The 26,601-nt window shown below is 68.3% G+C and carries 29 protein-coding genes; 11 read left to right on the forward strand and 18 right to left on the reverse strand.

Going from position 1 to position 26,601, the window contains the following annotated elements; genetic code table 11:
• Positions 1-486: an ATP synthase subunit I gene (locus ACAM54_RS23655; protein ID WP_015867635.1), complete on the reverse strand. Its 486-nt coding sequence runs from the start codon at positions 484-486 to the stop codon at positions 1-3.
• Positions 487-644: 158 nt separating this feature from the next.
• On the opposite strand from ACAM54_RS23655, the gene ACAM54_RS23660 reads away from it, so the two are divergent.
• Genes ACAM54_RS23660 through lipA form a run of 4 tightly spaced genes read left to right on the forward strand, consistent with a single transcriptional unit; the run spans position 645 to position 3,543 of the window.
• Positions 645-1,538, forward strand: coding sequence for a D-amino acid aminotransferase (locus ACAM54_RS23660; protein ID WP_369649120.1), 894 nt, complete (start codon positions 645-647; stop codon positions 1,536-1,538).
• A complete protein-coding gene (locus ACAM54_RS23665; RefSeq protein WP_369649121.1) occupies positions 1,535-1,849 on the forward strand; it encodes a YbeD family protein in 315 nt (104 codons plus the stop codon). Before ACAM54_RS23660 ends, ACAM54_RS23665 begins: the two co-directional genes overlap by 4 nt.
• 22 nt (positions 1,850-1,871) lie before the next feature.
• A complete protein-coding gene (lipB, locus tag ACAM54_RS23670) occupies positions 1,872-2,552 on the forward strand; it encodes a lipoyl(octanoyl) transferase LipB (protein WP_369649122.1) in 681 nt (226 codons plus the stop codon).
• A 7-nt stretch (positions 2,553-2,559) separates the two neighbouring features.
• Positions 2,560-3,543, forward strand: a complete 984-nt coding sequence (lipA, locus tag ACAM54_RS23675) for a lipoyl synthase (protein WP_062364250.1) — start codon at positions 2,560-2,562, stop codon at positions 3,541-3,543.
• 17 nt (positions 3,544-3,560) lie between these two features.
• Here lipA and ACAM54_RS23680 read toward each other — a convergent pair whose 3' ends face one another.
• Positions 3,561-5,129 (reverse strand): MFS transporter, encoded by a 1,569-nt coding sequence (locus ACAM54_RS23680; RefSeq protein WP_369649123.1) that lies wholly within the window; start codon positions 5,127-5,129, stop codon positions 3,561-3,563.
• A gap of 113 nt (positions 5,130-5,242) precedes the next feature.
• On the opposite strand from ACAM54_RS23680, the gene ACAM54_RS23685 reads away from it, so the two are divergent.
• The 6 genes from ACAM54_RS23685 to ACAM54_RS23710 all read left to right on the forward strand — a co-directional run bounded on the left by ACAM54_RS23685 (position 5,243) and on the right by ACAM54_RS23710 (position 10,964).
• Positions 5,243-6,148: a LysR family transcriptional regulator gene (locus tag ACAM54_RS23685; protein ID WP_369649124.1), complete on the forward strand. Its 906-nt coding sequence runs from the start codon at positions 5,243-5,245 to the stop codon at positions 6,146-6,148.
• Between the two features lie 110 nt (positions 6,149-6,258).
• On the forward strand, positions 6,259-7,791 hold the full coding sequence (locus ACAM54_RS23690; protein WP_369649125.1) for a class I adenylate-forming enzyme family protein: 1,533 nt from the start codon (positions 6,259-6,261) through the stop codon (positions 7,789-7,791).
• The gene (locus ACAM54_RS23695) at positions 7,772-8,908 is read left to right on the forward strand and encodes an SLC13 family permease (RefSeq protein ID WP_369649126.1); all 1,137 of its coding nucleotides are present in this window, start codon (positions 7,772-7,774) and stop codon (positions 8,906-8,908) included. The genes ACAM54_RS23690 and ACAM54_RS23695 overlap by 20 nt, the downstream gene beginning before the upstream one ends.
• 37 nt (positions 8,909-8,945) lie before the next feature.
• Positions 8,946-9,653, forward strand: coding sequence for an AraC family transcriptional regulator (locus ACAM54_RS23700; RefSeq protein WP_369649127.1), 708 nt, complete (start codon positions 8,946-8,948; stop codon positions 9,651-9,653).
• A 71-nt stretch (positions 9,654-9,724) separates the two neighbouring features.
• Positions 9,725-10,567 (forward strand): DMT family transporter, encoded by an 843-nt coding sequence (locus ACAM54_RS23705; protein ID WP_369649128.1) that lies wholly within the window; start codon positions 9,725-9,727, stop codon positions 10,565-10,567.
• 73 nt (positions 10,568-10,640) lie between these two features.
• Entirely contained in the window at positions 10,641-10,964 is a 324-nt protein-coding gene (locus ACAM54_RS23710) for a hypothetical protein (RefSeq protein ID WP_145739624.1), read from the forward strand.
• 41 nt (positions 10,965-11,005) lie between these two features.
• On the opposite strand, the gene ACAM54_RS23715 is transcribed toward ACAM54_RS23710, so the two are convergent.
• From ACAM54_RS23715 to ACAM54_RS23790, 16 genes are all read right to left on the reverse strand, one after another.
• Positions 11,006-12,016 (reverse strand): fimbrial protein, encoded by a 1,011-nt coding sequence (locus ACAM54_RS23715; RefSeq protein WP_369649129.1) that lies wholly within the window; start codon positions 12,014-12,016, stop codon positions 11,006-11,008.
• Positions 12,013-14,664 (reverse strand): fimbria/pilus outer membrane usher protein, encoded by a 2,652-nt coding sequence (locus tag ACAM54_RS23720; RefSeq protein WP_369649130.1) that lies wholly within the window; start codon positions 14,662-14,664, stop codon positions 12,013-12,015. Before ACAM54_RS23720 ends, ACAM54_RS23715 begins: the two co-directional genes overlap by 4 nt.
• A gap of 18 nt (positions 14,665-14,682) precedes the next feature.
• On the reverse strand, positions 14,683-15,477 hold the full coding sequence (locus tag ACAM54_RS23725; RefSeq protein WP_369649131.1) for a molecular chaperone: 795 nt from the start codon (positions 15,475-15,477) through the stop codon (positions 14,683-14,685).
• A 160-nt stretch (positions 15,478-15,637) separates the two neighbouring features.
• Positions 15,638-16,198, reverse strand: a complete 561-nt coding sequence (locus tag ACAM54_RS23730) for a fimbrial protein (RefSeq protein ID WP_369649132.1) — start codon at positions 16,196-16,198, stop codon at positions 15,638-15,640.
• Positions 16,199-16,367: 169 nt separating this feature from the next.
• A complete protein-coding gene (locus ACAM54_RS23735) occupies positions 16,368-17,411 on the reverse strand; it encodes an NADP-dependent oxidoreductase (protein WP_369649133.1) in 1,044 nt (347 codons plus the stop codon).
• A gap of 116 nt (positions 17,412-17,527) precedes the next feature.
• Entirely contained in the window at positions 17,528-18,928 is a 1,401-nt protein-coding gene (locus ACAM54_RS23740; RefSeq protein ID WP_369649134.1) for an ATP-binding protein, read from the reverse strand.
• Positions 18,925-19,623, reverse strand: a complete 699-nt coding sequence (locus ACAM54_RS23745) for a response regulator transcription factor (RefSeq protein WP_369649135.1) — start codon at positions 19,621-19,623, stop codon at positions 18,925-18,927. Before ACAM54_RS23745 ends, ACAM54_RS23740 begins: the two co-directional genes overlap by 4 nt.
• A 50-nt stretch (positions 19,624-19,673) precedes the next feature.
• On the reverse strand, positions 19,674-20,081 hold the full coding sequence (locus tag ACAM54_RS23750; protein WP_369651884.1) for a hypothetical protein: 408 nt from the start codon (positions 20,079-20,081) through the stop codon (positions 19,674-19,676).
• The gene (locus ACAM54_RS23755; RefSeq protein WP_369649137.1) at positions 20,075-20,575 is read right to left on the reverse strand and encodes a DUF4260 domain-containing protein; all 501 of its coding nucleotides are present in this window, start codon (positions 20,573-20,575) and stop codon (positions 20,075-20,077) included. The genes ACAM54_RS23750 and ACAM54_RS23755 overlap by 7 nt, the downstream gene beginning before the upstream one ends.
• The gene (locus ACAM54_RS23760) at positions 20,568-21,035 is read right to left on the reverse strand and encodes a Spy/CpxP family protein refolding chaperone (protein ID WP_145739614.1); all 468 of its coding nucleotides are present in this window, start codon (positions 21,033-21,035) and stop codon (positions 20,568-20,570) included. Before ACAM54_RS23760 ends, ACAM54_RS23755 begins: the two co-directional genes overlap by 8 nt.
• A 45-nt stretch (positions 21,036-21,080) precedes the next feature.
• Positions 21,081-21,452 (reverse strand): DUF4148 domain-containing protein, encoded by a 372-nt coding sequence (locus ACAM54_RS23765; RefSeq protein WP_145739612.1) that lies wholly within the window; start codon positions 21,450-21,452, stop codon positions 21,081-21,083.
• A 123-nt stretch (positions 21,453-21,575) separates the two neighbouring features.
• On the reverse strand, positions 21,576-23,369 hold the full coding sequence (ptsP, locus tag ACAM54_RS23770; protein ID WP_145739610.1) for a phosphoenolpyruvate--protein phosphotransferase: 1,794 nt from the start codon (positions 23,367-23,369) through the stop codon (positions 21,576-21,578).
• Between the two features lie 103 nt (positions 23,370-23,472).
• Positions 23,473-23,742 (reverse strand): HPr family phosphocarrier protein, encoded by a 270-nt coding sequence (locus ACAM54_RS23775; protein ID WP_124958946.1) that lies wholly within the window; start codon positions 23,740-23,742, stop codon positions 23,473-23,475.
• Complete coding sequence (locus tag ACAM54_RS23780) at positions 23,711-24,166, reverse strand: PTS sugar transporter subunit IIA (protein WP_124958947.1); 456 nt, start codon at positions 24,164-24,166, stop codon at positions 23,711-23,713. Before ACAM54_RS23780 ends, ACAM54_RS23775 begins: the two co-directional genes overlap by 32 nt.
• Positions 24,163-25,410, reverse strand: coding sequence for an MFS transporter (locus tag ACAM54_RS23785; protein ID WP_369649138.1), 1,248 nt, complete (start codon positions 25,408-25,410; stop codon positions 24,163-24,165). Before ACAM54_RS23785 ends, ACAM54_RS23780 begins: the two co-directional genes overlap by 4 nt.
• Positions 25,407-25,946, reverse strand: a complete 540-nt coding sequence (locus tag ACAM54_RS23790) for a hypothetical protein (protein WP_369649139.1) — start codon at positions 25,944-25,946, stop codon at positions 25,407-25,409. The genes ACAM54_RS23785 and ACAM54_RS23790 overlap by 4 nt, the downstream gene beginning before the upstream one ends.
• Positions 25,947-26,035: 89 nt before the next feature.
• Between ACAM54_RS23790 and ACAM54_RS23795 the strand changes: the two genes are divergently transcribed.
• Complete coding sequence (locus ACAM54_RS23795; protein WP_124958950.1) at positions 26,036-26,533, forward strand: TlpA disulfide reductase family protein; 498 nt, start codon at positions 26,036-26,038, stop codon at positions 26,531-26,533.
• Positions 26,534-26,601 lie beyond the last annotated feature (68 nt).

Here is a 26,601-nt window from a genome sequence, read left to right on the forward strand (position 1 = left end):
TTACTCGTCTCTATGTTGCCGGCGCCGGGGCGAGAACATCACCGCCAACCAGGCCGCCTTCATTGTCACCACCAAACCGATCAGCATTGCTGGCCAGCTCAGCGCCGTTATCAGCCTTGGCGCTGCGAACAACATCGCAATCGACAAGGCCATCTTGACCATTTCCCACAGGAAGAACCCAACCACCGCAGTGCCCGGATTCAGGGAAGAAAACCGGCCGGTCAGGCCCCGCGCGAACACCGCAGCAGGAATGACCACCGCAATCGCGCCGTAGCCGGCGGACCACCCCAGATTTTGCCTCCCCGTCAGTCCCCAGGCGGCCAAAGCCACCAGCAGACCGACAACCAACTGCCCCGCGATGACCCACCAGGGGGAGATCGAGGGATGCCTTGCTCGCAGTTCACGCGCCTCATCGGCGGTCAACGGCTTGTATTCTGCGTCGAGGTCTTCCGCGACTTGCTCATCTTTTCGGGCGATTGTTTTCATTTCGAATGAAGCCCGGATGACGACCCAGAATTTCTACAAAGCCATTGATTATAAGTAAAAACCCAGCCCGTCCGGCCACCCGAGCTGTCGCGTTTGCAAATCGAGGCTTCGTTGGCTGACGAGAACCCGACCTGCCGCGCGCAACCATAATTCCAGACATGCACCCTCTTACCGCCGCACTCCCCTCCACGCTCTGCTACCTCGACGGCGAGTACACCGCACTCAAGGACGCACGCATCAGCGTGCTCGACCGCGGCTTCATCTTCGGCGACGGCGTCTATGAAGTCGTCCCCGTCTACGGTGGCCAGCCCTTCTGCTTCGATGAACACATGGCACGGCTCGATCGCTCGCTGGCCGAACTGCAGATCGCCAACCCACTCACGCTCGCCCAGTGGCGCGGCATCGTGATGCGGCTCGTCGAGCCGGGCGGCGATGCGCCCCAGGCCGTGTACTTTCAAGTTACCCGCGGTGTCGCGCCGCGCGATCATGCCATGACCCGGGGCGTGCGCCCGACGGTGTTCGTGATGGTGAATCCGCTGCCGCCGGTGGCCGATGCCGTGCGCGCCAAGGGCGTGGCCTGCGTGAGCGCGGCCGACTTCCGCTGGCAGAAGGCGCACATCAAGAGCACCAGTCTGCTGGGCGCGGTGCTGGCGCGGCAGATCAGCGTCGAGGCCGGCGCGGCCGAGACCATCATGTTCCGCGACGAATGGCTCAGCGAGGCATCGTCCAGCAATGTGTGGATCGCCAAGGATGGCGGCCTTATCGGACCGCCCAAGGACAACCTGGTGCTGACCGGCATCCGCTACGGCCTGCTCGAACGCCTGTGCGCCGAATGCGGCATCCCGTTTGCGCTGCGCCGCATCTCGCGCAGCGAAGTGTTCGGTGCCGACGAGCTGCTGCTTTCGTCGGCCAGCAAGGAGGTGCTGCCGGTCGTGACGCTCGATGGCCAGCCCATTGGGAACGGCCGCCCCGGCCCCATCTACCAAGCCTTGTATGCGGCTTACCAGAAGGCCAAGCTGCACAACGCGCAAACGCAAGGAGTTCCCGCATGACCGACACCAAGGACAACATCGAAACCGCCACCGTTCACGTTCCCGATCCGCGCAAGGAATCGCTGATCGAGTACCCCTCGCAGTTCCCGATCAAGGTCATGGGCGCCAAGGCCGATGGCTTCGTGCATGCCATCACGCAGATTGCCGAACGCTTCGATCCGGTCTTCGATGCCACCACGGTCGAGCTGCGCGACAGCAAGGCGGGCAACTACCTGGGCGTGACGATCACCGTCACCGCCACCAGCCGCGAGCAGCTCGACGATCTCTACCGGGCACTGTCGAGCCATCCGATGGTCAAGGTCGTTCTCTGAAGCAGTGAGCGCCGAGCACGCAATGCGCACGGGCATCGAACTGAAATGGCTCGGTGCCACCGACTACGCCGCCACCTACGGCGCGATGAAGCAGTTCACGCTCGAGCGCCTGCCCGAGACGCTCGATGCGCTGTGGGTCTGCGAGCACACGCCGGTCTTCACGCAGGGCCTCGCCGGCAAGCAGGACCACATCCTGAACCCCGGCAACATCCCGGTCGTGCAGACCGACCGCGGCGGCCAGGTCACTTTCCACGGCCCCGGCCAGGTGGTGGCCTATCCGCTGATCGACCTGCGCCGCGCCGGCTACTTCGTGAAGGAATACGTCTTTCGCATCGAGGAATCGGTGCTGCGCACGCTGGCGCACTTCGGGGTGACGGGCCACCGCGTGGCGGGCGCGCCGGGCATCTACGTGCGGCTCGACGACCCTTTTTCGCATGCCGCGCTGACCGGCCCGCTGCCCGCCGGCGACCCGTTCCGCGGCCTCGGCAAGATCGCCGCGCTCGGCATCAAGGTGAGCCGCCACGCCACCTACCACGGCGTGGCGCTCAACGTCGCGATGGACCTCGAACCCTTCTCGCGCATCAACCCTTGCGGCTATGCGGGGCTGCAAACGGTCGATCTTTCTACAATCGGGGTCCAAACCACATGGGAAGAAGCTGCCCGGGTCCTGAGCCAGAAGCTCAGCACCTACCTGGCGCCTTGACACTCCAATGAGCACCACAGAAGTCGTCCGCGACGCCCAGAGCGCCGAAACCTACAACCCGCTGGCCAAGCAGAAGGCCGCGGCCAAGCTCTCGCGCATCCCCGTCAAGGTGGTGCAGCAGGGCGAGGTGCTCAAGAAGCCCGAGTGGATCCGCGTGAAGGCCGGCAGCCCCACCACGCGCTTCTACGAGATCAAGCAGATCCTGCGCGAGAGCAACCTGCACACGGTCTGCGAAGAAGCCTCGTGCCCGAACATCGGCGAATGCTTCGGCAACGGCACCGCCACCTTCATGATCATGGGCGACAAGTGCACGCGCCGCTGCCCGTTCTGCGACGTGGGCCACGGCCGCCCCGACCCGCTCGACAAGGACGAGCCGCTCAACCTCGCGAAGACCATCGCCAAGCTGCGCCTGAAGTACGTGGTGATCACCAGCGTCGACCGCGACGACCTGCGCGACGGCGGCAGCCAGCATTTCGTCGACTGCATCACCAACATCCGCGAGCTCTCGCCGATGACGCAGATCGAGATCCTCGTGCCCGACTTCCGCGGCCGCGACGACCGCGCGCTCGAGATCCTCAAGGCCGCGCCGCCGGACGTGATGAACCACAACCTCGAAACCGCGCCGCGCCTCTACAAGGAAGCGCGCCCGGGCAGCGACTACCAGTTCAGCCTCAACCTGCTGAAGAAGTTCAAGGCGCTGCATCCGCAGGTTCCGACCAAGAGCGGCATCATGGTGGGCCTGGGCGAAACCGACGAAGAGATCCTTCAGGTGATGCGCGACATGCGCGCGCACGACATCGACATGCTGACCATCGGCCAGTACCTGTCGCCGTCGGGCTCGCATCTGCCGGTGCGCCGCTACGTGCATCCCGACACCTTCAAGATGTTCGAGGAAGAGGCCTACAAGATGGGCTTCAGCCACGCGGCGGTGGGTGCGATGGTGCGGTCGAGCTATCACGCGGATCAGCAGGCGCACGCCGCCGGCGTCTGAGCGCCCCCCGACGAGCGTCAGTGCCCGCCGGCCGCCCGAGGTGATGCGTCCCGCGCGGACGAAGCCTGACGACGACCGAACACCGCGAGGCTGAGCGCCGCGGCCAGCCAGGCGCCGAGCCCGCCGTACAGCATGACCCAGCCGAAGCCATGGGCCACGGCGGCCTGCAGGAGTGCAGCGGAGGCATCCGGCACCGCCAGCGTCGCCAGCGCCTGCTGCGCGCCCGCCATATCCCCGCCCGCGAGCTGCCCGGCCAGGGCGCGCAGCCGCGCCGCATCGAGCGCCGTCCCCAGCGAGCCCCGCAGCGCAGCCAGGATGCCCGCCACCAGCACCAGGCCCATCAGCGCGATGTTGATGGCCAGCGAGATGAGCCGCGCGCTGACGTCCATGCCCGAGGCCATGCCGGCGCGATGCGCGGGCACCGAGGCGGTGGTCATGTTGGTCGCGGGCGTGGTGGTCAGGCCCAGGCCGATGCCGGCAATGAGCGCACCGGGCAGCACCGTCCAGCCGCCCAGGTGCGCGAGGCCGCTGCCCCACTTCATCGCCATGAAGCCCAGGCCGATCAGGAACAGGCCGGCGGGGATCACGAAGCGCGCCTGGTAGCGCAGCAGCAGCCATTGCGCGATCGGCGGCATCACCAGGAAAGGCACCGTGTAGACCAGCAGCGCCAGCCCCACGGTGGCCGTGTCGTAGCCCAGGCCGGCGGAAAAATACAGCGGCAGGTAGATCATGAACGGCCAGTAGCTGCAGTTCATGCCGATGCAGCCGACGATGGCACCCGAGAAGTCGCGGATGCGGAACACCGAGAAGTCGAACATCGGGTGCGGATGGAAGCGCTCCACCGCGACGAAGGCTGCGAGGCCCGCCGCGGTGACGGCCATCAGCCCCAGCGCGGCCGGGCTGGTCCAGCCCAGGCTGTCGCCCTGCGTGATCAGCCAGGTGAGCCCGAGCACCGCGATGGTCAGCGTGACGATGCCCGCCAGGTCCAGCTTCTGCTGGCTGGCCAGCGGATCGCGGGACTCCGCCACGCCGGCCATGATCAGCGCCAGCCCGAGCAGCGCCAGCGGCGCATGCACCAGGAAGACCCAGTGCCAGCTGGCCAGCGCAATGATCGCGCCGCCCACCACCGGCCCGAAGCCCAGGCCGATGCCGGCCACCACGCCCCAGATCGCGAAGGCACGGCCGCGCGCCCGGCCATCCGGAAACTGGTGCGACAGGATCGCAATGGAGCAGATGAACATCGCGCCGCCCGCCATGCCCTGCAGGAAGCGCGCGGCAATCAGCACCGGCGTGGCGGCCGCCAGGCCGCACAGCAGCGAGGCCACGCCGAAGGCCAGCACCGTGAGCGCGAACATGCGGCGCCGCCCGTAGCGGTCGGCCAGGGTGCCGGTGGCCATCAGCACCGTGGTGCAGGCGATGGTGTAGGCGTTCATGATCCATTGCAGGTCCTGGAAGTCGGCGTGCAGCCGCGCCTCCAGCACCGGCAGGATGATCGGCACGCTGGAAATCTCCAGGCCGAACATCAGAGCCGCCAGGCAGATGGCGGCCAGCGCGAGGGAGGGATGGCGGGGGGAGGAAGAGGACATCGGGGCCTGAAGGGAAAGAAGGTGGTCCGAGGCATTCTCAAGACCCCGATTTCATTAGGCAAATGATTAAATTTCTACCCATTCAATACGTAATTTCATTAATCTAGGTAGCCATGAGCTTCGACACCGGCCTGCTGCAGGCCTTCATCGCCGTCCACCGGGCCAACGGCTTCACCCGCGCCGCCGAGCAGCTGCACCTGACGCAATCGGCGGTCAGCCACCAGATCCGCCGGCTCGAGGAACTGGTCGGGCGCCCGCTGTTCCACCGCACCACGCGGCGCCTGCGCCTGACCGCCGATGGCGAGGACTTCCTGCGCCATGCCGAGCGCATCCTGCAGGCGCAGGACGCGCTGGCGCGGCACTTCCGCTGCTCGCCGATCGAAGGCACGGTGCGCTTCGGCGTGCCCGAGAGCTTCATGAGCGAGGGCCTGCCGCAACTGCTGCAACAGTTCGCGCGCAGCTGCCCCAACGTGCGGCTGGAAGTGAGCGTGGGCCTGACGCTCGACCTGGCCACGATGGTGCGCGAGCGCGAGCTCGACCTGGCGGTGGTGGTGTCGGTCTCGGGCGAGGTCGAGGGCACGCTGCTGCGGCGCCTGCCGATGGTGTGGGCCGCGGCCGAAGGCTTCGAGCGCACGGAGGGCGCCTCGCTGCCGCTGGCCTATTCGCCGCCGCCCTGCGTATGCCGCCAGGTCAGCATCGATGCGCTGAACCAGGCCGGCATTCCCTGGCACGGCGCCTTCAGCTCGCACAGCCTGCAGGACCTGCGTATGGCAGCGCTGAGCGGCCTCGCGGTGGCCACCTTCACGCGCGACAACCTGCGCCCCGGCATGGCGGCGCTGGACGAGCGCGACGGCCTGCCCGCGCTGCCAATGCTGGACTTCACGCTGGCCTACGGCGAAGGCGATGCGGGGGAGCGCAGCCCGGCCGTGGCCGAACTCGGCCGCCTGATCGAACAGGCCGAGTGGGCGCGCCGGGACAAGCCTGTGCGGCAGCCGCGCCGCACGCTGCGCGCGGCATAGGCTCGCGCCCGTCGCATGCGGCTCACCGCCGGGCTGGCGTCTTCGCTATCCTGCCGTCTGGCCAAGACGAAGGATAGATTTTGCAAACGCACCCTGCCATTCAAGCCGCCATGGAGCGCAGCTTCGGCGCCATCGCCGACCTGGTTCGCCTCCACGCACAACACACGCCCGACCATGCCGCGCTCGCGGACACGCAACAGGCACTGAACTATGGCGCGCTCGACGCGCTGATGGACCGCGTCGCGGCCAGCCTGCAGCGCGATGGGCTCCAGCCCGGCGATGCCATCGCGGTCTGCGCGGCGTCCTCGGTGAACTATGCGGCGGTGTTCCTCGGCGCCTTGCGCGCGGGCGTCGCGGTCGCGCCGCTGGCACCCGGCTCCACGCCGGCCAGCCTGGCCCGCATGATCGAGGATGCCGAGGCGCGCATCCTCTTCACCGATGCGTCGGCAGCCGAGGTCGTCGGCCCTGCGAAGGAAGACGGCATCCCGCGCGTGGCGCTCGACGGCTCCGCCGCCGGGCAGGCCCTCGAGCGCTGGCTGGCTCCCGCAGGCACGCAGCCGCGTGCCGTGGAAACGCAGCCCTCGTGGCCCTTCAACATCATCTATTCGTCGGGCACCACCGGCGAGCCCAAGGGCATCGTGCAGGGCCACGGCATGCGCTGGGCCCATGTGCAGCGCGGCGCCAAGTACGGCTATGGCCCGGACACCGTCACGCTGCTGTCGACGCCGCTCTATTCGAACACCACGCTGGTGGTGTTCTTTCCGACCATTGCCTTCGGCGGCTGCGTGGTGCTGATGCCCAAGTTCGACGCGCTCGGCTACCTGCAGCTGGCCGAGCAGCGCCGCGTGACGCACACCATGCTGGTGCCGGTGCAGTACCAGCGCCTGATGGCGCATCCGCGCTTCGACGCGCACGACCTCTCGTCCTTCCGCTTCAAGTTCAGCACCAGCGCACCCTTCAACGCCGCGCTCAAGGCCGACGTGCTCAAGCGCTGGCCCGGCGGGCTGATCGAGTTCTACGGCATGACCGAAGGCGGCGGCACCTGCATCCTCGAAGCCCATCTGCATCCGGACAAGCTGCACACCGTCGGCCAGCCGGCCGAAGGCAGCGACATCCGCCTGATCGACGAGGAGGGCCGCGAGATCCCGCGCGCCAGCATCGAGCTGGCCGGCGAGGTGGTGGGCCATTCGGCCGGCATGATGACCGGCTACCACCGCCAGCCCGAGAAGACGCGCGAGGCCGAGTGGTTCGACGCCGCCGGCAAGCGCTTCATCCGCACCGGCGACATCGGCCGCTTCGATGCCGAGGGCTTCCTCACGCTGTTCGACCGCAAGAAGGACATGATCATCAGCGGCGGCTTCAACATCTATCCAAGCGATCTCGAAGCAGTGCTGCGCAGCCATGCGGCCGTGGCCGACGTGGCGGTGGTCGGCGTGCCTTCTGAGCAATGGGGCGAGACGCCGGTGGCCTTCGTGGTGCGCCGCGCGGGCGATGGCACTTCCGAGGACGCGCTGCTGCAATGGGCCAATGCGCAGCTCGGCAAGACGCAACGCCTGGCGCGGCTGCAGTTCATCGACGAGCTGCCGCGCAGCGCGATCGGCAAGGTGCTCAAGCGGGAGTTGCGTGAACTCGTCGGCCGCTGAAGCACAGGCGCAGGCAGCCGCGTCCTCCGAACAAGGCGGCGGCAACGGCCTGCTGTGGCTGCTGGCCGCCGTTGCGGTGCTGTTCGCCTTCCTGCGCCCGCGTGCGCCGATGGACTGGCTCCGTTTGGTCGACTGGCAGACCGTGGGCGCGCTGGCCGGGCTGCTCGCGATCACGCAGGGGGTCGAGAAAAGCGGCATGCTGCAGGCCGCCGCCGAGCGCCTGCTCGCGCGCACCCACAGCCAGCGCAGCCTGGCGCTGCTGCTGACCGCCAGTGCGGCGTTCCTGTCCGCGCTGGTGACCAACGACGTGAGCCTGTTCCTGCTGGTGCCGCTGACGCGCGTGCTCGCCAGCCAGGCGCACCTGCCGCTCGCGCGGCTGGTGGTGCTCGAGGCACTGGCCGTCAATGCGGGTTCGGCCCTCACGCCCATCGGCAATCCGCAGAACCTCTACCTCTGGCACCGCTCGGGCGAGAGCTTCGTCGGCTTCATGGGCATGATGCTGCCGACCGTGGCCGTGATGCTGTTCTGGCTCTTCGCCGCGGCCTGGCTGCTGGTGCCGCGCACGCCCATCGCGCTCAAGCCCGAGACCGAAGCCGCGCCGGTGCAGCCGCGCCTTTTGGCACTGGCGGGCGTCCTGTTCGTCGGTTTCGTGGTCGCGCTCGACCGGCACTGGCTGCTCGCGGGCCTGGGCGTGGTGTTCGCGGTGTTCCTGCTGACTTATCCGCGCGTGCTGAAGGGCATCGACTGGGCACTGCTCGCGATCATTGCGCTGATGTTCGTGGACCTGCGGCAGCTGGCCGAGCTGCCGGCGGTTCAATCGTTGCTGAACCACTGGCCCATCACCGAAGGATGGCGCGCCTACCTCGCCGCCATCGTCGCCTCGCAGCTCATCAGCAACGTGCCGGCGGCGATCCTGCTCGACGGCCATGTGCGCGACCTGCCCGCGCTCGCGGCCGGCGTGAGCGTGGGCGGCTTCGGCTGCGTGCTGGGCTCGCTGGCCAACCTGATCGCGCTGCGGCTGGCCAAGTTGCCGCACGGGCTGCGCGAGTTCCATCGCATCAGCATCCCGTTCCTGCTGGTGTGCGCGGCCTCGGCGCTGCTGCTGCGGCTGGGGTGACAGGCGGGGATCCCCGCAGGACAATGGCCCCTCTCCCATGCGCCAGCCCGCCCCGCCCACCCTTTCGCTGCGCAGCTACGGCACCTCGCGCGGCAGCCATGCGCACGACCACTTCCAGGTGCTGGTCGGCCTCGAGGGCGTGCTGGAGATCGAGGTCGAAGGCCGCGGTGCCGGCATCGGCGCGGGCCAGGCGCAGGTGGTCGCGCCGGGCGACAGGCACGACTTCGAAGCGCGCGGCAGCGGCAGCATGTGCCTCGTGCTCGACACCACGCATGCGACCTGGGCCCGGTGCGCCGAACGCGCGCCGGCCGACGTGCCGCAGCTGCACGCGCTCGCGCGCTATCTCGCGCACTGCATGAAGCAGCCCCGGCAATTCGCGCTCGCGTTGCAGCAGGGCCCCGCGCTGCTGCTGGAAGCCTGGAACCCCGCGCCTTCTTCGATGCCGCACGCGCGCCGCCGCCGCATCGACTGGCCGGCGCTTGCGGCCTGGGCCCGGGCGCGGTGGCACGAGCCGCTCACGGTCGCCGACCTGGCCAGCGTCGCCTGCCTGAGCCCGAGCCAGCTCGCACAGCGCTGCCGCGAGGAACAGGGCATGAGCGCGATGCACTGGCTGCGCGGCCTCAGGCTCGCGCATGCGCGCGAACTGCGGCTCGAAGGCATGGGCGTCGCCGAAACCGCGCGCCGCACGGGCTACCGCTCGCCTTCGGCGCTCACCGCCGCGCTGCGCCGGCTCGATCGCTGCTGACCGGCAACACCGTCGTTGCGCGACGACGCACCGGCGCTGCGCGACGGCCGGCCGGGTTAGCCTCGTTCTCCATGTCGCCCACCTTCCACGCCCTGCTCGCGATTGCGCTCTGGGCCACGCTCGCCTCGCTCGGCACTGCCCTCTCGCACTTGCCGCCGTTCCTCTTGACCGGGCTCGCGCTGATCATTGGCAGCCTGCCGAGCTGGCCGCTGGTGCTGCGCGACCGCGCGGCCTGGCGCGTGCCGCCGCGCACGCTGGCCCTCGGTGTCTACGGCCTGTTCGGCTTTCACTTCCTGCTGTTCATCGCGCTGCGGCACGCGCCGCCGGTCGAGGCCAACCTCGTCAACTACCTGTGGCCGCTGTTCATGGTGGTGCTGGCGCCGGTGCTGCTGCCGGGCATGTCGCTGCGGCCGCTGCACCTGGTGGCGGCGCTGCTGGGCTTTGCGGGCGCGGCGGTCGCGATCCTGGGCACGCGAGGCGGCGGCAACAGCGCGCCCCACGGGTACTGGGGCTTCCTGCCGGCGCTGGGCTCGGCCTTCATCTGGGCCAGCTATTCGCTGTGGACGAAGCGCGTCGAGGCCTTTCCAAGCTCGGCCATCGGCCTGTTCGGGCTGGTCTCGGGGGTGCTCTCGCTGGCCTGCCATGCGGTGCTCGAAGCGCAGGTGGCGCTCTCCTCCAAGGACTGGCTGCTGCTCGCGCTGTGCGGCCTCGGCCCGCTCGGCGCGGCCTTCTTCGTGTGGGACATGGCGCTCAAGCGCGGCGACCCGCGGCGCATCGGCATCCTGAGCTATCTCACGCCTCTGGGCTCGACCGCGCTGCTGCTGCTCGTGACCGGCCGGCCGCTGACCTGGACCATCGCGCTGGCGGCCCTGCTCATCATTTCGGCGGCAGTCATGGGCACCCGCGCCCGCTGAATGGCTCCTGTCCGACGGAGCCGCGCGTTTTTATGGCTAGAGTGGAGGCTCAGGAAAAAAGGAGCCCCCACTCATGGAAAACAAGAACAAGAACGAAGATTTCGAGATCACGCCCAAGCTGGTGTTCGACCTGAACCTGGCGCTGTACCTCGACCTGGTGGCCGCACTCGAGGGCGCGGGCGCCATCACCTACCGCCAGATGGCGGCCCGGGTGCTCAACATCAGCATGGACGCGCGCGCCGACGGCGAGACCGGCCTCGCAACGGCGCTGGAAGGCGTCGCCAAGGGTTTCGCCGGCCAGGGCGGCGGCCTGTCGATCGAACTGCTGAAGGCCGCACGCAGCCTGCGCGAGGACGACGCGATGGGCGACATCCCGATGCGGCCCGACGAAGGCTGAGCTGCCAACCCAGGCCGGCGCGGCGTGAACGCCGCGGCGACTTATTTGTAGTCGAGCGTGAAGGTCGCAGTTCCGTCGGCGCGCCCCGGCGTCACCCTGTCGCCCGTCTGGAAATAGCGCGCAGTGTAGGACAGCACATAGTCGCCATCCTTCGATGGGCCGACCAGCGCGTCTTCGCCGAACTTCACCGGCACGCTCTGGTTGTCGACCAGCTGAATGCCTACGCCGGTGGCGGTTCCGGTGCCGCCCTGCGTGATCCTCAGCACGCCCTGCGTGTTCGACGGGTCCGGCGTCGCGTCCATGCGCAGGTAAACGGTGTTCTGCGCGTTCTGCCCGGCCTTGCAATTGAGCTTGATGCTGAAGCTGCGGTCACCCGTGGTGGTGCCCCTGCCCTTGAAGTTGTTCTGAGGCACCCTGCCGAACTGCACCGAGATGTTCCGCGATCCCAGGTCCACCGAGCATGACGGCGTGACGATGGTGATGCCGTTGCCAGAGAGCATGGTGGTCAGCATCGACACACCATCGCCGTCGCCGTAATACCGGGTATAGGTTCCCGAAGCCAGCGGGCCGTTTCCGGTAACGGCCGCTGTTTTTATCAGCTCCACCTGGAACTGTGTACCCGTCGCAAAGTAGATGTAGGCCGGTCCCCGCGAAAGCCGATGCGGGTAGGTCACCGTCAGATATGCATCGATCACCCGCGACAAGCGGATGCCGACACCCGGTACCGCCGTCGAGTAGATCGTCGGATCGCTCGGCATGGGTGCTCCCTGCAGCATCTCGCCGATGAGCGTGCCGCCGCCTGCGGTGCAGTCGAATATGTATTCCGAGGTATCCCTGGTCGGAATGGAAAATGACTTTCTCGCGATGACGGCTCCGACAGGCAGATCGTTGGGAACGACCACATTGCCCATGTCCATGTTGATGATCTTCGCTGCAGTTCCCGGATAGCGCACGCATGCCGCCCACGCCTCCTGCGCACCGGCCAGCAGCATGAGAACCGGCACGCAGTGGCGCAGGAACTTCGTCGCGCCCGATGGTTTGCTGCGGTTCATTCCGCCTCCTTCTGCTTCGTCGTGCCCGGCTCGGCCGCAGCACATTGGCCGTTCAGCTCGCGGATCGGCGGCGGGTTCTCTTCATCGGGCAGGCTGTAGGGCACGACGCACTGGTCGGCCTTGTCCTGGCTCCATCGCACGGTCAACTGTCCGCTGTTGCCCGCGCCGGTCACGAAGGCCTGGCCATCGGGGCCGACGATGCCGACCTCCTGGCCCACCTCGTTCTCGATCTTCGAACCCAGCGGCAGCGCGCGGCCTTTGCGGTCGGTCAGCACCATCAGCAGGCGGAAGCCCACCGAGGTCTCGAACTTCGCGGCCACCACCGCGCCGCGCGTGGGCACCACCTCGGTGGCGGCGTTCTTCACTTCCACCGTGTCGCCGAGGTCGGCGGTGCGGATGGCCAGCCGGTTCAGCCGGTACGGCGTCAGGTTGGGGATGACCGCGTTGCCGGCCCAGTCGGTCGCCACGCCGGGCTGCGACTCGAAGCCCACGCCCTGGGCCTTGGGTGCCTGCACCAGCGCGACAGTCTCGCCGAGCGGCTGCGACAGCGTGACGCCGCCGCCGTGGACCAACAACCCGCCGGCCATGCCGAAGGTGCTCTGGCCATAGCCCCGGCCCATCGAGTGACCCAGGTCGAAGCGGCCGACCGGCGACAGGTAGCTCGCGCCCGCGCTGCCGCTGCTGCTGCCGCCCTGGTTCGCATGGCCGGCCGTCACGTTGTAGGTCAGGCGGCTGTCGTCGAAGGCCGAGCCGTAGACGCTGGCCTGCTGGCTGACGCGGCCGGTGCCGTCGCGGGTCACGGCGTACTGGGCACTGGCGCGGGTATCGCCGAGCGGAACGCTCAGCATGAACATGAGCTGGCGGCTCGCCGGGCGGTTCAGGCTGGTGGTGTGGTTGTAGAAAACGCTGTAGCCGAACTGCTTGTAGTTGCCCGAGTAACCCACCTGCAACAGCCGGTCCTTGGCACTGGTGCCCCAATAGCTCTGCTGGCGTGCGGACGCGAACACGCTGCCCCAGTCGCCGATCTGCTGCGAAAGCTCGAAGCGCACCTCGTTGCGGCGGCTGTGGAACGACTCGAAAGACCGCAGGTCCTGCATCTGCACCGCCTCCTGGAAGGTGCGGTAGCCGCTGGTCGAATAGCGGTAGCCCGCCACGCGGAAGTTGGTGCCCGAATCGAGAAAAGCCTTCGAATACAGGAAGCGCAGCGACTGCCCGTCGTACGTCTTGATGCCATCGACAGGGGTGCGGTCGGTGGTGCGCGCGCTCGACAGGTCGACCGACACGGCGCCGAAGTCGCGCAGGTTCTTGCCTACGCCCACGAGCAGCGACTGGTACATGTTCGCCATCAGCAGGCCGCCGTAAAGCGAGAACTCGTTGCCCAGGCCGCGCGCCAGTGTCGCCTGCATGAAGGCCGGCTGCGAAAGCGAAGGCCGTGCGCCCAGCGTGCTGCCGTCGTAGCCGTTGCGGTACTTGCCGAGGGTGGCCGAATAGCGCCAGGTGCCTTCGCGCAGTAGCGTGGGCACGGCCGAGAAGGCCTGGGTGTATTTGGTCTGCCGGCCGTCGGCTTCGGCGATGGTCACCTCGAGATCGCCGCTCGATGCGGTGGGGTAGAGGTCGTCGATGACGAACGGGCCCGGCGCCACGAAGGTGCTGTAGACCACATAGCCGTTCTGGCGCACCGTGACGCGCGCATTGGTCTGCGCCACGCCGCGAATGGTAGGCGCGTAGCCCTGCTGGCTGTCGGGCAGCATCGCGTCGTCGGACGACAGCTGCACGCCGCGGAACGGCAGGCTGTCGAAGAAGTTGCCCGGCGTGTTGCCGTCGCCGATGAGCAGCCGCCCGTTGATCGAGGCCAGATCGCGCTGCATGTAGGTGCTGATGCCCTGCCAGCGGCTCTTGCCGTCGATGCCGCGGTTGTAGGTCGAGAAATGGCGAAAACGCCAGTCGCCGTAGTTGAAGCCGGCGCGCAGGCCCGCGAACAGGGTGTTGTGCTGCAGGTTTTCGTCGCGCCTGGCGAAGGCGTTGCCGTCGAACACGTTCTGCGGCGGCGCAAAAGGGAACGCGTCATTGCGGTAGCTGTTGCCGCTGTAGCGCGCGAAGTTGAGCTGGTAGTCCAGCATGCCGGCGGTGATGCCCCTGTCCCATTTCTCGGGGCCGACCGCGCCGCGCGCCGATCGCCTGAGCGCCGCCTGCGGGATGCTGACGAACAGGCGCTGCTTGCCCGCGTCGTAGTGCACTGCCGCATCGGGAATGACCTTGAGCAGGTCGATGCAGGCTTCGTCGACGGCGCCCGCGAGCTCGGGAAACACCGCCACGTTGACGCCCCACGCATCGAGCATGCCACGCGTGAGACAGGGCTCGGCATCGTGCTTGCCGTCTTTCGCGGCGAAGCGGATTTCGGTCTGCCCCGCGCCGCGCTCGTTGAGCGACACGTCGACCATGTACTTGCCCGCGAGCACGCGGTTGCCGAAGGAGAAGAGGGAAAGGTCGGCATGCGGCTGGTCGCCGCCGATGCCGAGGAATTCCTCATTGAAGCTGGAGCCGGCCAACTGCTGCTGCGCATGGCCGGGCATGCCGAGCGCGCCCAGCAGGGCTGCGCACACGGCCCGCCGAAGCGATGCACGAAGAGGAGGTGACGCGCGGCGCATGGCGATGTGGTCCTTGCGTCAGCGCTTCGCCGCGTCGCCAGACGGCGGAGAAGGCGCGGTCGGGGGAACGAGTTCCGCCTTCACGGCCACGGGCTCTGCACCCGCCGGCACTTGCACGCGTTCTTCGGGCGTCTCGCCGCCGTAGTCGTTGAGCGTGGTGAAGTCGACCTGGATCGGCTGCGGCGTCTTGACTGCGCTCAGCGGATACGCCATCTCGCCGAAGGGCGGCACCATGTCGGCATTGATCAGTTGCTGGCCGCTGTTGATGTTCAGCGCGGTGAAGGTCACGTGGTAGGCCGTGGGGTTGCCGACCTTGAGCACGGCGCCCTGGCCTTGCGCGCCGGCACCGACGGCCCACCTGAGCTGGGCGCGCGATTCCTCGGGCTTGCCGGCGAGCTTCGCGGGGCGGTAGAACAGCTTGATGCGGCTGCGCACCGCGATCTGCAGCACGTTCTCTTCCTTCGACTTCTCGGGGATCTCCTTGACGTTGAGCCAGAACACCGACTCGCGGTCGGTTGGCAGATCGCCGGCCACACGCATGATGCGCAGGATGTTTTCCATGCCGGGGTCCAGCCGCGACAGCGGCGGCGTGACGAGCAGCGGCGTCTTGTTCCTGCCTTCGCCGGCATCGATCCAGGCCTGGACCACGTAGGGCGAAGTGCCGGTGTTCTTCACCGGGATGGAGGCTTCGCGATCCTTCTCGCCGAGGATCACGCGCGTGCCGCCGAGCATCACGCCCGCTGCGGCGGGCCATTGCAAGCCCAGCATCAGCAGGATGGCGAAAGCCCACCGACGGCGATTGTTGCTGCACATAGGAAGAGAAATCCTTGACGGGCGGACGCATGACGCGCGCAGCCCGGCACCGCGGCGCATCGAGTCGCCGAGGAAAAAAGAAAAAAGGAATTGCCGGCGCCGGCGGACCCTCGAGTCCGAACGCGGCGCGGACGGAGGCGGCACCGTGGCCGCCGGCGGCTTACTTGTAGGTCACCGTGAACTGTGCGACCGCGTTGGCCGGGCCCACCGTCACGGCGGTCTTGGTCGCAATGTATGCAGCCTGGAACTTCAGCGAGTTGTCGCCCAGGCCCAGGATGTATTCGCCCGATTTGCCCGTGTTCAGGGCGATCTTTGCACCGGTGGAATCAGCGAGTTCGATCGCCACGCCCGACGCGGCACCCACGCCCACTTGGCCGGCATTGGCCAAGCGCAGATAGGTGGCGTCGTCGAGGTCGGCGGTGCCCGAGAAGCTCACGGTCGCACCGGTCGCCGACGCGCCGCAGCCCAGCAGGTCGATGGTGAACTTGGCGGGCGTGGCCTTCTTGCCGACCGCCGCGGTGCCAGCGGTTCCGCCGTCGAATGCGGTGCGCGACACCTTGCCGAGCGGCACCGTCAGGTTCTGGCTGTTGGGCGAAATCGAGCAAGGCGCATCGACGATTTCACCGGTGAAATTGATGGTGCCGTCGGCGGCGGAGGCAGCCTGTGACAGCACGCCGGCGACGGCCAGCGCTGCGAACTTGACGAATACGGTCTTTTGCATTTTGGGTTCCCTGGGATTGATGTGACTGCGCCTGCTTGTGCAAGGCAGGGCGCAGCTTATTCACACAAAGATGCAAAAGAACACCGTCTGTCGTCAGTTGATGATAGTTAACACTCCCTACCCGGATCTTCGTGACTTAGGTCACGGACCAAGGCGGGCAGCGACCGGACTAAGCCTCCGCCACCTGCAGCACCAGCTTGCCGAAGTTCTCACCGCTGAAAAGGCGGTTCAGCGCCTCGGGGAAGGTGTCGAGCCCCACGACCACGTCTTCCTTGCTCTTCATGCGGCCGTCCTTGAGGTAGCCGGCAAGCTCGGCCACGGCAATGGGGAAGCGGTCCGCGTAGTCGAACACCACGATACCTTCCATGCGCGCGCGGTTCACCAGCAGGCTCAGGTAGTTCCGGGGGCCGGCCGCGGGCATGCTGTTGGCGTTGTTGTACTGGCTGATGGCACCGCAGATGATCACGCGGGCCTTGCGCGCGAGTCGCGCGAGCACCGCGTCGAGGATCTCGCCGCCGACGTTGTCGAAGTAGATATCCACGCCTTTCGGACAGTGCGCCTTGAGGCCGTCGCGCACCGCCGCGGCGCCGGCCTTGTAGTCGATGCAGGCGTCGAAGCCCAACTCCTTCACCACCCAGTCGCACTTGGCCTGGCCGCCGGCGATGCCGACCACGCGGCAGCCCTTGATCTTCGCGAGCTGCCCGACCGTCTGCCCCACGGCGCCCGCGGCACCGGAGATGACGACGGTTTCGCCCGCCTTGGGCTGGCCCACGTCCATCAGCCCGAAGTAGCCGGTCATGCCCGGCATGCCGAGCACGTTGAGCCACTGGTGGATGGTGCCCGCGCGCAGGTCGATTTTGGCAAGCCCGCTGCGCTTGATCTCCTCCTGGGGCACGAGCACGTATTCCTGCACGCCCAGCGTGCCGTAGACCGTGTCGCCGACCGCGAAGTCCGGGTTCTTCGAGGCGACGACGCGGCCGATGCCGCCTGCGCGCATGACGGCGCCGATTTCCACCGGCGCGATGTAGCTCTTGGCATCGTTGAGCCAGCCGCGCATGGCGGGGTCGAGCGAGAGCGAGAGGGTCTTGACCAGCACGCCACCCTCGGCGGGTTCGCCGACCGGCTCGGTCGTGAACTGCCAGTGTTCGCGCGTTGCCGCGCCCTCGGGCCGCTTGGCGAGCCTGACCTGGTGATTGACGGGCGCTTCGGCCATGGGAGGTCTCCTTGGAAAGGTCGTTGTTGCGGCGCCATGCTAGCGGCGCGCGGCGCAGTTGGCCGTAGCGCAGGCGACAGCCCCGCGCCGGAACCGCGCCCAGGCGTGGTTTCCGCTCAGGCCAGTCGCACGACGATCCGCAGGCCCGGATTCGCGTTGCGCACCGCGAGGCTGCCGCCGTGCGCCTCGGCGATCAGGCGGCAAAGGTACATGCCCAGCCCGACGCCGCCGGTGGCACGCTGGCGCGCGCCGTCGGTGCGGTAGAAGGCCTCGGTCAGGCGTTCGAGCTGGGCCTCGTCGACACCGGGGCCGTGGTCGCGGAACTCGATCTCCACGCCCTGCTGCGCCGGCCCGTCGACCACGGCGCGCAGCGACACGACGGGCGGACGGGGCGCGTCGGTGCTGTAGCGCAGGGCGTTGTCCAGCAGGTTGCGCACCAGCAGGCGGATGCGCATGCGGTCGACGGCATGCGGCGGCAGCCCCTCGGCCAGGTCCAGGTGCACCTGCGGCGCGCCCGGCATCTCGGCCGCGACCTCGCGCACCAGCGCCGCCAGGTCGACCGGCTCGCGCTGCAGCGCCACGTGCGGGCTCGCGAGGCGCTCGCTCTCGAGCAGGTCGCTGATCAGGTCGCGCATTTCGTTGAGGTCGCGCAACAGCGCCTCGCGCTCGGCCTGGCTTTCCGGCGTGGCCGGCAGCAGCTCGGCATTGAGCCGGGCGCGCGTGAGCGGCGAGCGCAGTTCGTGGCTCAACGCGAGCAGCAGCCCGCGCTTGGCATCGAGCATGGCCTGGATGTCGTCGGCCATGGTGTTGATGTGCTCCGCAAGATCGCCGAGGTCGTCGTTGCGGCGGATCGGGATCGGCTGAGTGAACTCGCCGCGGCCGAAGCGCTGCGCGCCTTCGCGGATATCGATCAGTGGCCGCAGCAGCCGGCTGACATAGGCATAGCCCAGCACCACGAGCAGCAGCAGCGCGCAAAGGGTGGCCCAGCCGACGATGCGCGGCGCAAGCTGCCAGAGCCTGGGCGACCAGCCGAAGATGACGCGGTGGCCGTCCGCCGTCGGGCGGACGAACCATTTGTCGTTCCAGGGCTCCTCGTCGCGGCCATGCATCCAGCCGCCGCGGCCATTGCTGCCGCCGGGGTTGGAGTCCCAGTTGACCTTGGGGCCGGTGATGCGGATCGTGATCGGCAGCCGGGCGACCAGCGCCTGCGCGCGTGCCACGTCGGGCGGCGTGCCGATCTCGGCGACGAGCCGGTCGGCATAGTCGACCAGCATCGGCTTGGCGGCCTCGGCCCAGCCGGTGGAAAAGGACTTCTTCATGCCGCCCATGAACACCGCCGCCATCACCAGCGCCAGCATCACGAACATCATGACCAGCCGGATGCGCAGCGAACGGCGCCAGCGGCGCTTGCCCTGCACCTTCTCGTGCCACTGCGCATGCCATTGCCTGTGCAGCTCCGCGCGGCGGCATGCCAATTCGCGCCACGCCTGGCGATGGCGCTCCCAGCGAAGTTTCATGCGGGCTCGCTGCGCGCCACGGCCAGCGCATAGCCGGCATTGCGCAGCGTCTTGATGCAGTCCAGCGGCTCGAGCTTCTTGCGCAGGCGGCTCACCACGATGTCGACCGCCCGGGTGTAGAGCTCGGCCTCGTGGCCGCGCAGGCGGTTCAGGATGTCGTCGCGGCTGAACACCTTGCCGGGTTCGGCCGCCAGCAGCGCGAGCAGTTCGAACTCGGTGCCGGTCAGTTCGATGCGCTCGCCTTGGCGCAGCACCTGGCGCCGGTCGAGGTCGATCGACAGCCCGTCGAACACGCGGTGCTGGGTGCCGTTGCTGTTGGCCGCCGCCGGCGTGCTGCGCTGGCGGCGCAGGATGGTCTGCACGCGCGCCACCAGTTCGCGCGGCTCGAAGGGCTTGGGCACGTAGTCGTCGGCGCCCAGCTCGAGGCCGACTACGCGGTCCATCACCTCGCCGCGCGCAGTGAGCATCACGATGGGAATGTCGCTCTCCTTGCGGATCTCGCGGCACAGCGCAAAGCCATCCATCTCGGGCAGCATCACATCGAGGATCGCCGCGTCGTACGGCTGCGCACGCAATTTGGCGAGCCCTTCGCTCGGGCGCACCGCGCTCTCCAGCGTGTAGCCGAAGCGGGCGAAGTAGGTGGTCAGCGGCGCGGCGAGATGTTCGTCGTCGTCGATCAGCAGGATGCGCGGCATGGCGGGATTGTGCCTCCTGACAAGAAGGTGGCGAATGACCTCGCCGACCATCAGACCGGCCGGCATCGCACCGCCCAGGCCACGCCCGTCACGAGAACGCAGAGCAGCAGCGCGTGGTAGGCCAGGTCGGGCACCGTGCGCGGACCGATGCCCGCGATGATGGTGCCGAGCCCGACCAGCGTGCCCAACAGCGCGAAGCCCTGGCCGAAGATGGCGGCGCGGCGCGCATGATGGGGACGCAGCCAGGTCTCGGCCGAGGCCAGCACCAGCACGGTGGCTATCACCGCCTCGGCGTTGCGGGCCGCAGCATGCGCGTAGCCGGACACCAGGAACCCCGCGTGCACGGTCGACGCGAGCCCGAGCATGAGCGCCTCGGCCAGCATCCATGCACGCGCGGCCGGCGCGTGCACCGCGGGGGAAGCGCTGCGGCCGCTGCGCATGGACGCGCCGCTCACCATGGATCGGCCCTGCCTATGCGGCCCAGGTGCGTGCTGGCGAAGCCCGCTGCGTACTTGAGCCCGTAGCCCAGCGCGCGGTCGACGCCGATGTGGGCCAGCCAGATCAGGCTGCCGGCCACCGCCCAGGGCACGGCCGCGAGCACGCCGAGCGCCAGCAGCAGCACCGGGCCGACGTACGAGTGCGCCGCGTTGTAAAGCGCCGCGCCCGTGCGCGGGCCCGCGAGGTAGCCCAGCAGCGACAGATCGGGCACGAGCAGCCAGAGCGCGAACACGCCCCAACCCGCGCCGAACTGGGCGTAGGCGGCGAGCGCCACGCCCAGCACCGCGGCGCCTTCGAGCCGCAGCAGCGCGCGCACGCCGCCCGTCGCGGCCACCGCCTGGTCGCGGGACGCCGCGGAACCGGCTGCACCGGGCCGCAGGTATCGCCCGCCGGCAGGGGGTTGGCGAAGCGATACGAAGTGCGCGAAGGCCGGGAGTGAGCCAAGCCTAGCCATGATGGCGCCAGCGGCGTCCACCGCGGTCCATGAAGTCACGCACCTTCTGCTGCTGCTCGGCGTTCAGGCTGTCGAAGAAATCGGCGGCGGCCGCGATGATCTCCGGGCTGCCGTTGCGCACGGCCGTGGTCTTCTCGTCGACGAGCCGCGTGGCGGCTGCCTGGTCGAGCTTGTTGCCCGCGAACAGCGCCTTGAACTGCGAACGCGGATCGCCCGACCCGCCCGCGCCGCGCATGGCTTCGCGCTGCGCCTGCAGCTTCTCGGCCAGCACGGTGAGCTTCTGCTTCTGCGCTGCGTCGAGTTCCAGCTTGCTGCCGACGCGTTCGACCATCCTGGTGCGGAACTCCGCGGAATCGCCGCTGCCCCAGCCGTGCCGATGGCCGGCGCAGCCGGCAATGCTGCCCGCCACGACCGCAAGGCCGGCGAAACCGAAGAGAGTGCGTTTGATCCAGTGCTTCATGATGTTCCTTGCGGCCCGCGGAGTGCCCTGCGGGCGTGATGGGTCTTAGAGCCTGTTGCTGTTGCCGGCGGCTGCGGCACGTGCATCGACAGGGTTCTGCAGGGTCGAGATGACCTTGCTGTTCACGCGCGAACCCGAGGTCACGTTCTGGTCGGGTGCGGCGGCGGTGCGCATGGCTTCGAAGACGACGCCGGCGCGGTCTCTCGACACGGCCATGGTCTCGGCGCCGCGCGAACCGCGCACGACGTTCTGGTCTGGAGCGGAAGCCTCGCGAACGGCCTCGGCATTGACTTCGGCGCGGCTCTTTGCCGAGGTGAGAGGCTGGACGCCTTCGTAGGATTCGGCCTTGGCCCCGGCTGCAGCGAGCAGCGCGAAGGAGCCGACGGCGACGACTTGGGTCAGGGAGAGAGATTTCATGGTCAGGCCTTTCTGTGGTGGAAGAGGAGACCTGATGGTGCTTGCCGCAGTGCGGCAAGTCCTTTCGCCGCGGTTTCGGCGTGTTTCGTTATGTTTCGCTTCTGGAAGCGAACCGCGCGCGGCTCAGCCGGCCAAGGCGGCCGCAGGATCGTCCGACTCGAGCACGCCCTTGGCCCATTCCTCGAGCTTGCTGGTGTCCGCGCGCAGCACCTCCTGCTTGACGGCCAGGATGCGCGAGGGATGCATCGAGAAGCTGCGCAGTCCCAGGCCGAGCAAGAGGCGCGTGAAGGCCACGTCGCCCGCCATCTCGCCGCACACGGCCACGCTCTTGCCCTGGCGGCGGCATTCGGCAATGGTGTCGGCCACGAGCCTCAGCACTGCGGGATGGGCCGGGTCGTAGAGGTGGGCCACGGCCTCGTCGGCCCGGTCGATGGCCAGCGTGTACTGGATCAGGTCGTTGGTGCCGATCGACAGGAAGTCGAAGTACTTCAGGAAGGTCTTGAGCGTGAGCGCGGCGGCGGGAATCTCGATCATCGCGCCGAGCTTCACCTTGCCGTACACGGCGCCGCGGCTGTCGAGCTCCGAGCGCGCAAAGTCGATCAGCGACAGCGTCTGGCGGATCTCGCTGACGTGCGCGAGCATGGGGATCAGGAGGTGGATCTCGCCATGCGCCGCCGCGCGCAGGATGGCGCGCAACTGCGTGAGGAACATCGCCGGGTCGGCCAGGCTCCAGCGGATGGCGCGCAGGCCGAGCGCGGGGTTCAGGTGTTCCTGCTTGCTGGCCGCCTTGCCGTCGAGCGGCTTGTCGGCGCCCACGTCGATGGTGCGGATGGTGACCGGCATGCCCTGCATGCCCTCGACCGCGCGCTTGTAGGCCTGGTATTGCTCCTCTTCGTCGGGCAGGCGGGTCTGGCGCTGCGACTCGCGGCCCATGAAGAGGAACTCGCTGCGGAACAGCCCCACGCCCACTGCGCCGGCCTTGACGGCGCCGACAGTGTCCTCGGGCATCTCGATGTTGGCGAGCAACTCGACGCGCTGGCCGTCGAGCGTCACCGCGGGCTTGTGGCGCAGGCGCGCGAGCCGGCCGCGCTCGAGGTCGCCCTGGCGCTGCTTGAAGCCGTACTCGGCCAGGATGATCGGCGAAGGATCGACGATCACCACGCCGGCATCGCCGTCGATGATCACCCAGTCGTCCTGGCGCACCAGCTGGCTCGCGGTACGCGCGCCCACCACGGCCGGAATGTCCATGCTGCGCGCGACGATGGCGGTGTGCGAGGTGCGCCCGCCCACGTCGGTCACGAAGCCGGCGAACACGCTCTTCTTGAACTGGAGCATGTCGGCCGGCGACAGGTCGTGCGCAATCAGCACCAGCGGCGCGTCGATGCCGTCGCCGGCTGTCGGGTCGTCGTCCTCCTCGGCCGCGGGGCGCTTGCGGCGCGGCGGGCTCGGCGCCAGCACCGCGGCCGTGCCCTTCATGCGGTGCAGCAGCCGCTCGACCACCTGCTCGAGGTCGGCCTTGCGCTCGCGCAGGTACTCGTCCTCCATCTCGTCGAACTGGCGCGCGATGATTTCGAGTTGCGTGGTCAGCGCCCACTCGGCGTTGTAGAGCCGGTCGGTGATCCAGTGCTTGACGCCGCCGGTGAGCGCCTCGTCCTGCAGCAGCATCTGGTGCACTTCGAGCAGCGCCGCGAGCTCGTGCGGCGCATCGTTGGGGCCCATCAGCGCCACGCTCGCCTGCAGCTTGGCAAGCTCGTCGGCCACCGCGTTGCGGGCCATGCGCACCCGGTCGATCTCGGTTTCTATTTCTTCGGGCTTGATGAAATAGTGGGCCACGTCGATGCGGCTGGACACCACCAGCACCGCGCGGCCAATGGCAATGCCACGGGCGACAGGGAGGCCGTGGACTGCGAAGGTCATGGGCGCCTATCGAAGTTCACCGGCCGCCGCCGGGCCGCCCCAAGGCGGCCGAGCCCCCTCGGGGGGCAGCGACGACACGCAGTGCGGAGCGTGGGGGCCACCTTCATTCGCCTTCGCCGAACTTGTCGTTCATGAGTTGGACGAGGGCATCCATCGCCTCTTCTTCCTGCTGGCCGTTGGTCTCGAGCTCGACGGTCGAGCCGAGCCCGGCGGCCAGCATCATGACGCCCATGATGCTCTTGGCATTGATGCGGCGATCGCCGCGCGAGAGCCACACCTCGCAAGGAAAGCTGCCTGCGATCTTGGTGAGCTTGGCCGATGCGCGCGCATGGAGGCCCAGCTTATTGCTGATGGTCACGGATTTCTTGATCACTGTGCTTTCTCTTCGCCTGGTTCTGGGGTGCCGCCACCGCCACCTGCATGACACCCGCGGTGCCGCCCGCGATGGCGCGCTGCACCAGCGTTTCGAGTGGCTCGTGGCGGTAGGTCACCGCGCGCAGCAGCATCGGCAGGTTGACGCCCGCCACCAGCCGCGAGCGGACGCCGTCCACCAGCTTCTGGGCCACGTTGCAAGGTGTTGCGCCGAACACGTCGGCCAGCACCAGCACCTGCGAGCGCGGCGCATTGAGCTGCTGCGCGAGCGTGATGCGGGCGGCCGCCAGCGTTTCTTCGGGCGACACGTTGGGCAGCACGTCGAGTGCGACGATGGCCTGTTCGCAATCGGGGAACACATGCAGCGCGCACCGCCGCAGCGCCTGCGCGAACGGTGAGTGGGCGATGATGAGGATGCTGTTCATGCGGGTCGGGGGACTACGCACCGATTATGCGGGGGCGCCCAAAGGAAGTAGACATACGACATAACGCAGCAGGCCAGGAAAAAGGACAGGGCCGCGCGGAACGCGGCCACTGGATCGAGCCCGGCGCTGGCGAACAGGTCGATCAGCAGGCCGATGCCCCACTGCACGACAAATACGCCTGCAAAGACCACCAGGTTGTAGGCCGACAGCGCGCGGCCCGCGAGCGCTGTCGGCAAGGCCAGGGCGACGGCGGGCTGGGCCAGCGTGACGACGGTGGAGACGCACAGGAAGACCACCCAGGCCACCGTCCCCGCCGCGGGACCAGCTATCAAAACGAGAGCAAGCGCGAGCATCCCGAGCGGCATGCCCCACGCCAGCAGCCGGGCGGCGGGGATACCGCGGTGCGCGAGCCGCGGGTTGACCATGCCCCAGAGCCCATAGGTGGCGAGCAGTGCGATGCTGATCCAGAACAGCGCGCCGGCAGCCTCCTGGGGCGTGTAGCCCGCCACGCGCGTGAGCCATGGCACGACCCAGAGCGTCTGCATCGCGACGAAGCCGCCGTAGTTGAAGAAACCGATCGGCGCAAGCTTGCGGAAGAAGGGATCGCGCCATACGGCCGCGTAGCTGCCCTCGTCCTGATTTTTCTCCTTCGCGCCGGTTTCGTCGTGCCATGCCGGTGCAGCCCATGCGATCAGCGCCATCGACACGAGCACACCCGCCGCCAGCAGCCAGAACAGCGGCCGCCAGCCGAGGTAGGGCATGAGCCACTGCACCGGCAAGGTCGCGCCGACCAGGCCGAAGGAGCCCACCATCAGCATCCACGAGTTGCTGCGCAGCTGCATGGGCGGCGTCAGCCAGCGCCGATAGCCGGTGAGCGGCGCCATCAGGCAGGCGCTCACGCCGACGCCGGTCAGCACGCGCGCCGCCATCAGCAGCCAGAAATGCGTGGCCACCGAAAACAGCAGGCAGCCGGCCACTGCGGCAGACAGGAAGCAGACGATCACGCGCTTGGGCCCATGGCGGTCGAGCCAGGTGCCCATGGGCAGCTGGGTGAACGCGAAACCCAGGAAATAGCCGCCCGCGAGCAAACCAAGGTCGCGCGACTCGAGTCCAAATTCAACGGTGAGCGCGGGCGACAGCGTGGCCGTGATGGCGCGCACCAGCGTCGAGAGGAAATAGGCGAAGGCAAAGGCCAGGAAGACAGTGGCGATTTGCCGCCGTCCGGCAAGCAGGCCGCCGCTCATGGGAGACGCAGGCCCTCGAAGAAGGTGTTGGCCGCCTCGGGCGCAGAAGGGCGGCCGAGCACGGTCGCCTGGTAGAGCGAGACACCGCCGTTCTTCTTCGACTGGGCGAACCAGAGCACCTGGACCGGCGCGGCGCCCTTTCGCAGCGGCTGGGCATCGAGCCGCACCGGCGCGGGCGCGGCTGTCGCGCGTTTCAGCGCCGCGGGGGCTTCGGTCATCGGCGCCTCGCCCAGCTGGCTGCGGGTGGCAGCACGCCACGCCCTGAGCCAGGCCTCGGCCTGCGCCGGGCTCTCGGCGGATGCATGGGCCACGGCAAAGGTCGCACCGCCGGTCTCGCAGCCCGCCATGTCGACCTGCACCGACTCGACGCCCAGCGGCAAGGCACGATGGGCGCGGTCCGGCTTGCAGGGCAGGAGGACGACGAGGCCGTCGTCGGCAACCGGCACCTCGCGCCAGTTGAAGGTGGGGCTGCAGGCGGCAAGCGCGAGCGCGGCGGCGGCCAGCGCGGGCCGGAAACGGGAAACGGGCGATGGCATCGGGGAACGATTATCGAGCCGCCCGGCCGGGTGCCAGCACGATCCGGCCGGCGGAACTAAAATCGCCCGGCCTTCCTCCATCCGCTGCCATGAAAAAATACATCGCCGTCGCCGCAGTCGCGCTTGCATTGGCCGCTGGCGTGGGGGTGTACCTCGGCTCCGGCGCCACCGCGGCACCGGCCTCGACCTTCGTGCTGCTCGACGGCAGCAAGAAAAGCACCAACGACCTGAAGGGCAAGGTCACCCTGGTGAATTTCTGGGCCACGAGCTGCGTGACCTGCGTGGCAGAAATGCCCAAGGTCATTGCCACCTACGACAAGTACAAGTCCAAGGGCTACGACACGCTGGCCGTGGCCATGAGCTACGACCCGCCCAGCTACGTCGTCAACTTTGCCGAGACCCGCAAGCTGCCGTTCAAGGTGGCGATCGACAACACCGGCAGTGTGGCCCAGGCCTGGGGCGACGTGAAGCTCACGCCCACCACCTACCTGGTCAACAAGAAGGGCGAGATCGTGAAGCGCTACGTGGGCGAGCCCGATTTCGCCGAACTCCACAAGCTGATCGAGAAACTGCTCGCCGAGGCTTGATCCGCCCTCCGGCACCACGAAGGCGCTGCGTTCGGCAGCGCCTTTTTTGTTGCTGCCGCTCTCGAGGC

The organism is Variovorax sp. V93 (assembly GCF_041154485.1).
Lineage (GTDB): Bacteria > Pseudomonadota > Gammaproteobacteria > Burkholderiales > Burkholderiaceae_C > Variovorax > Variovorax beijingensis_A.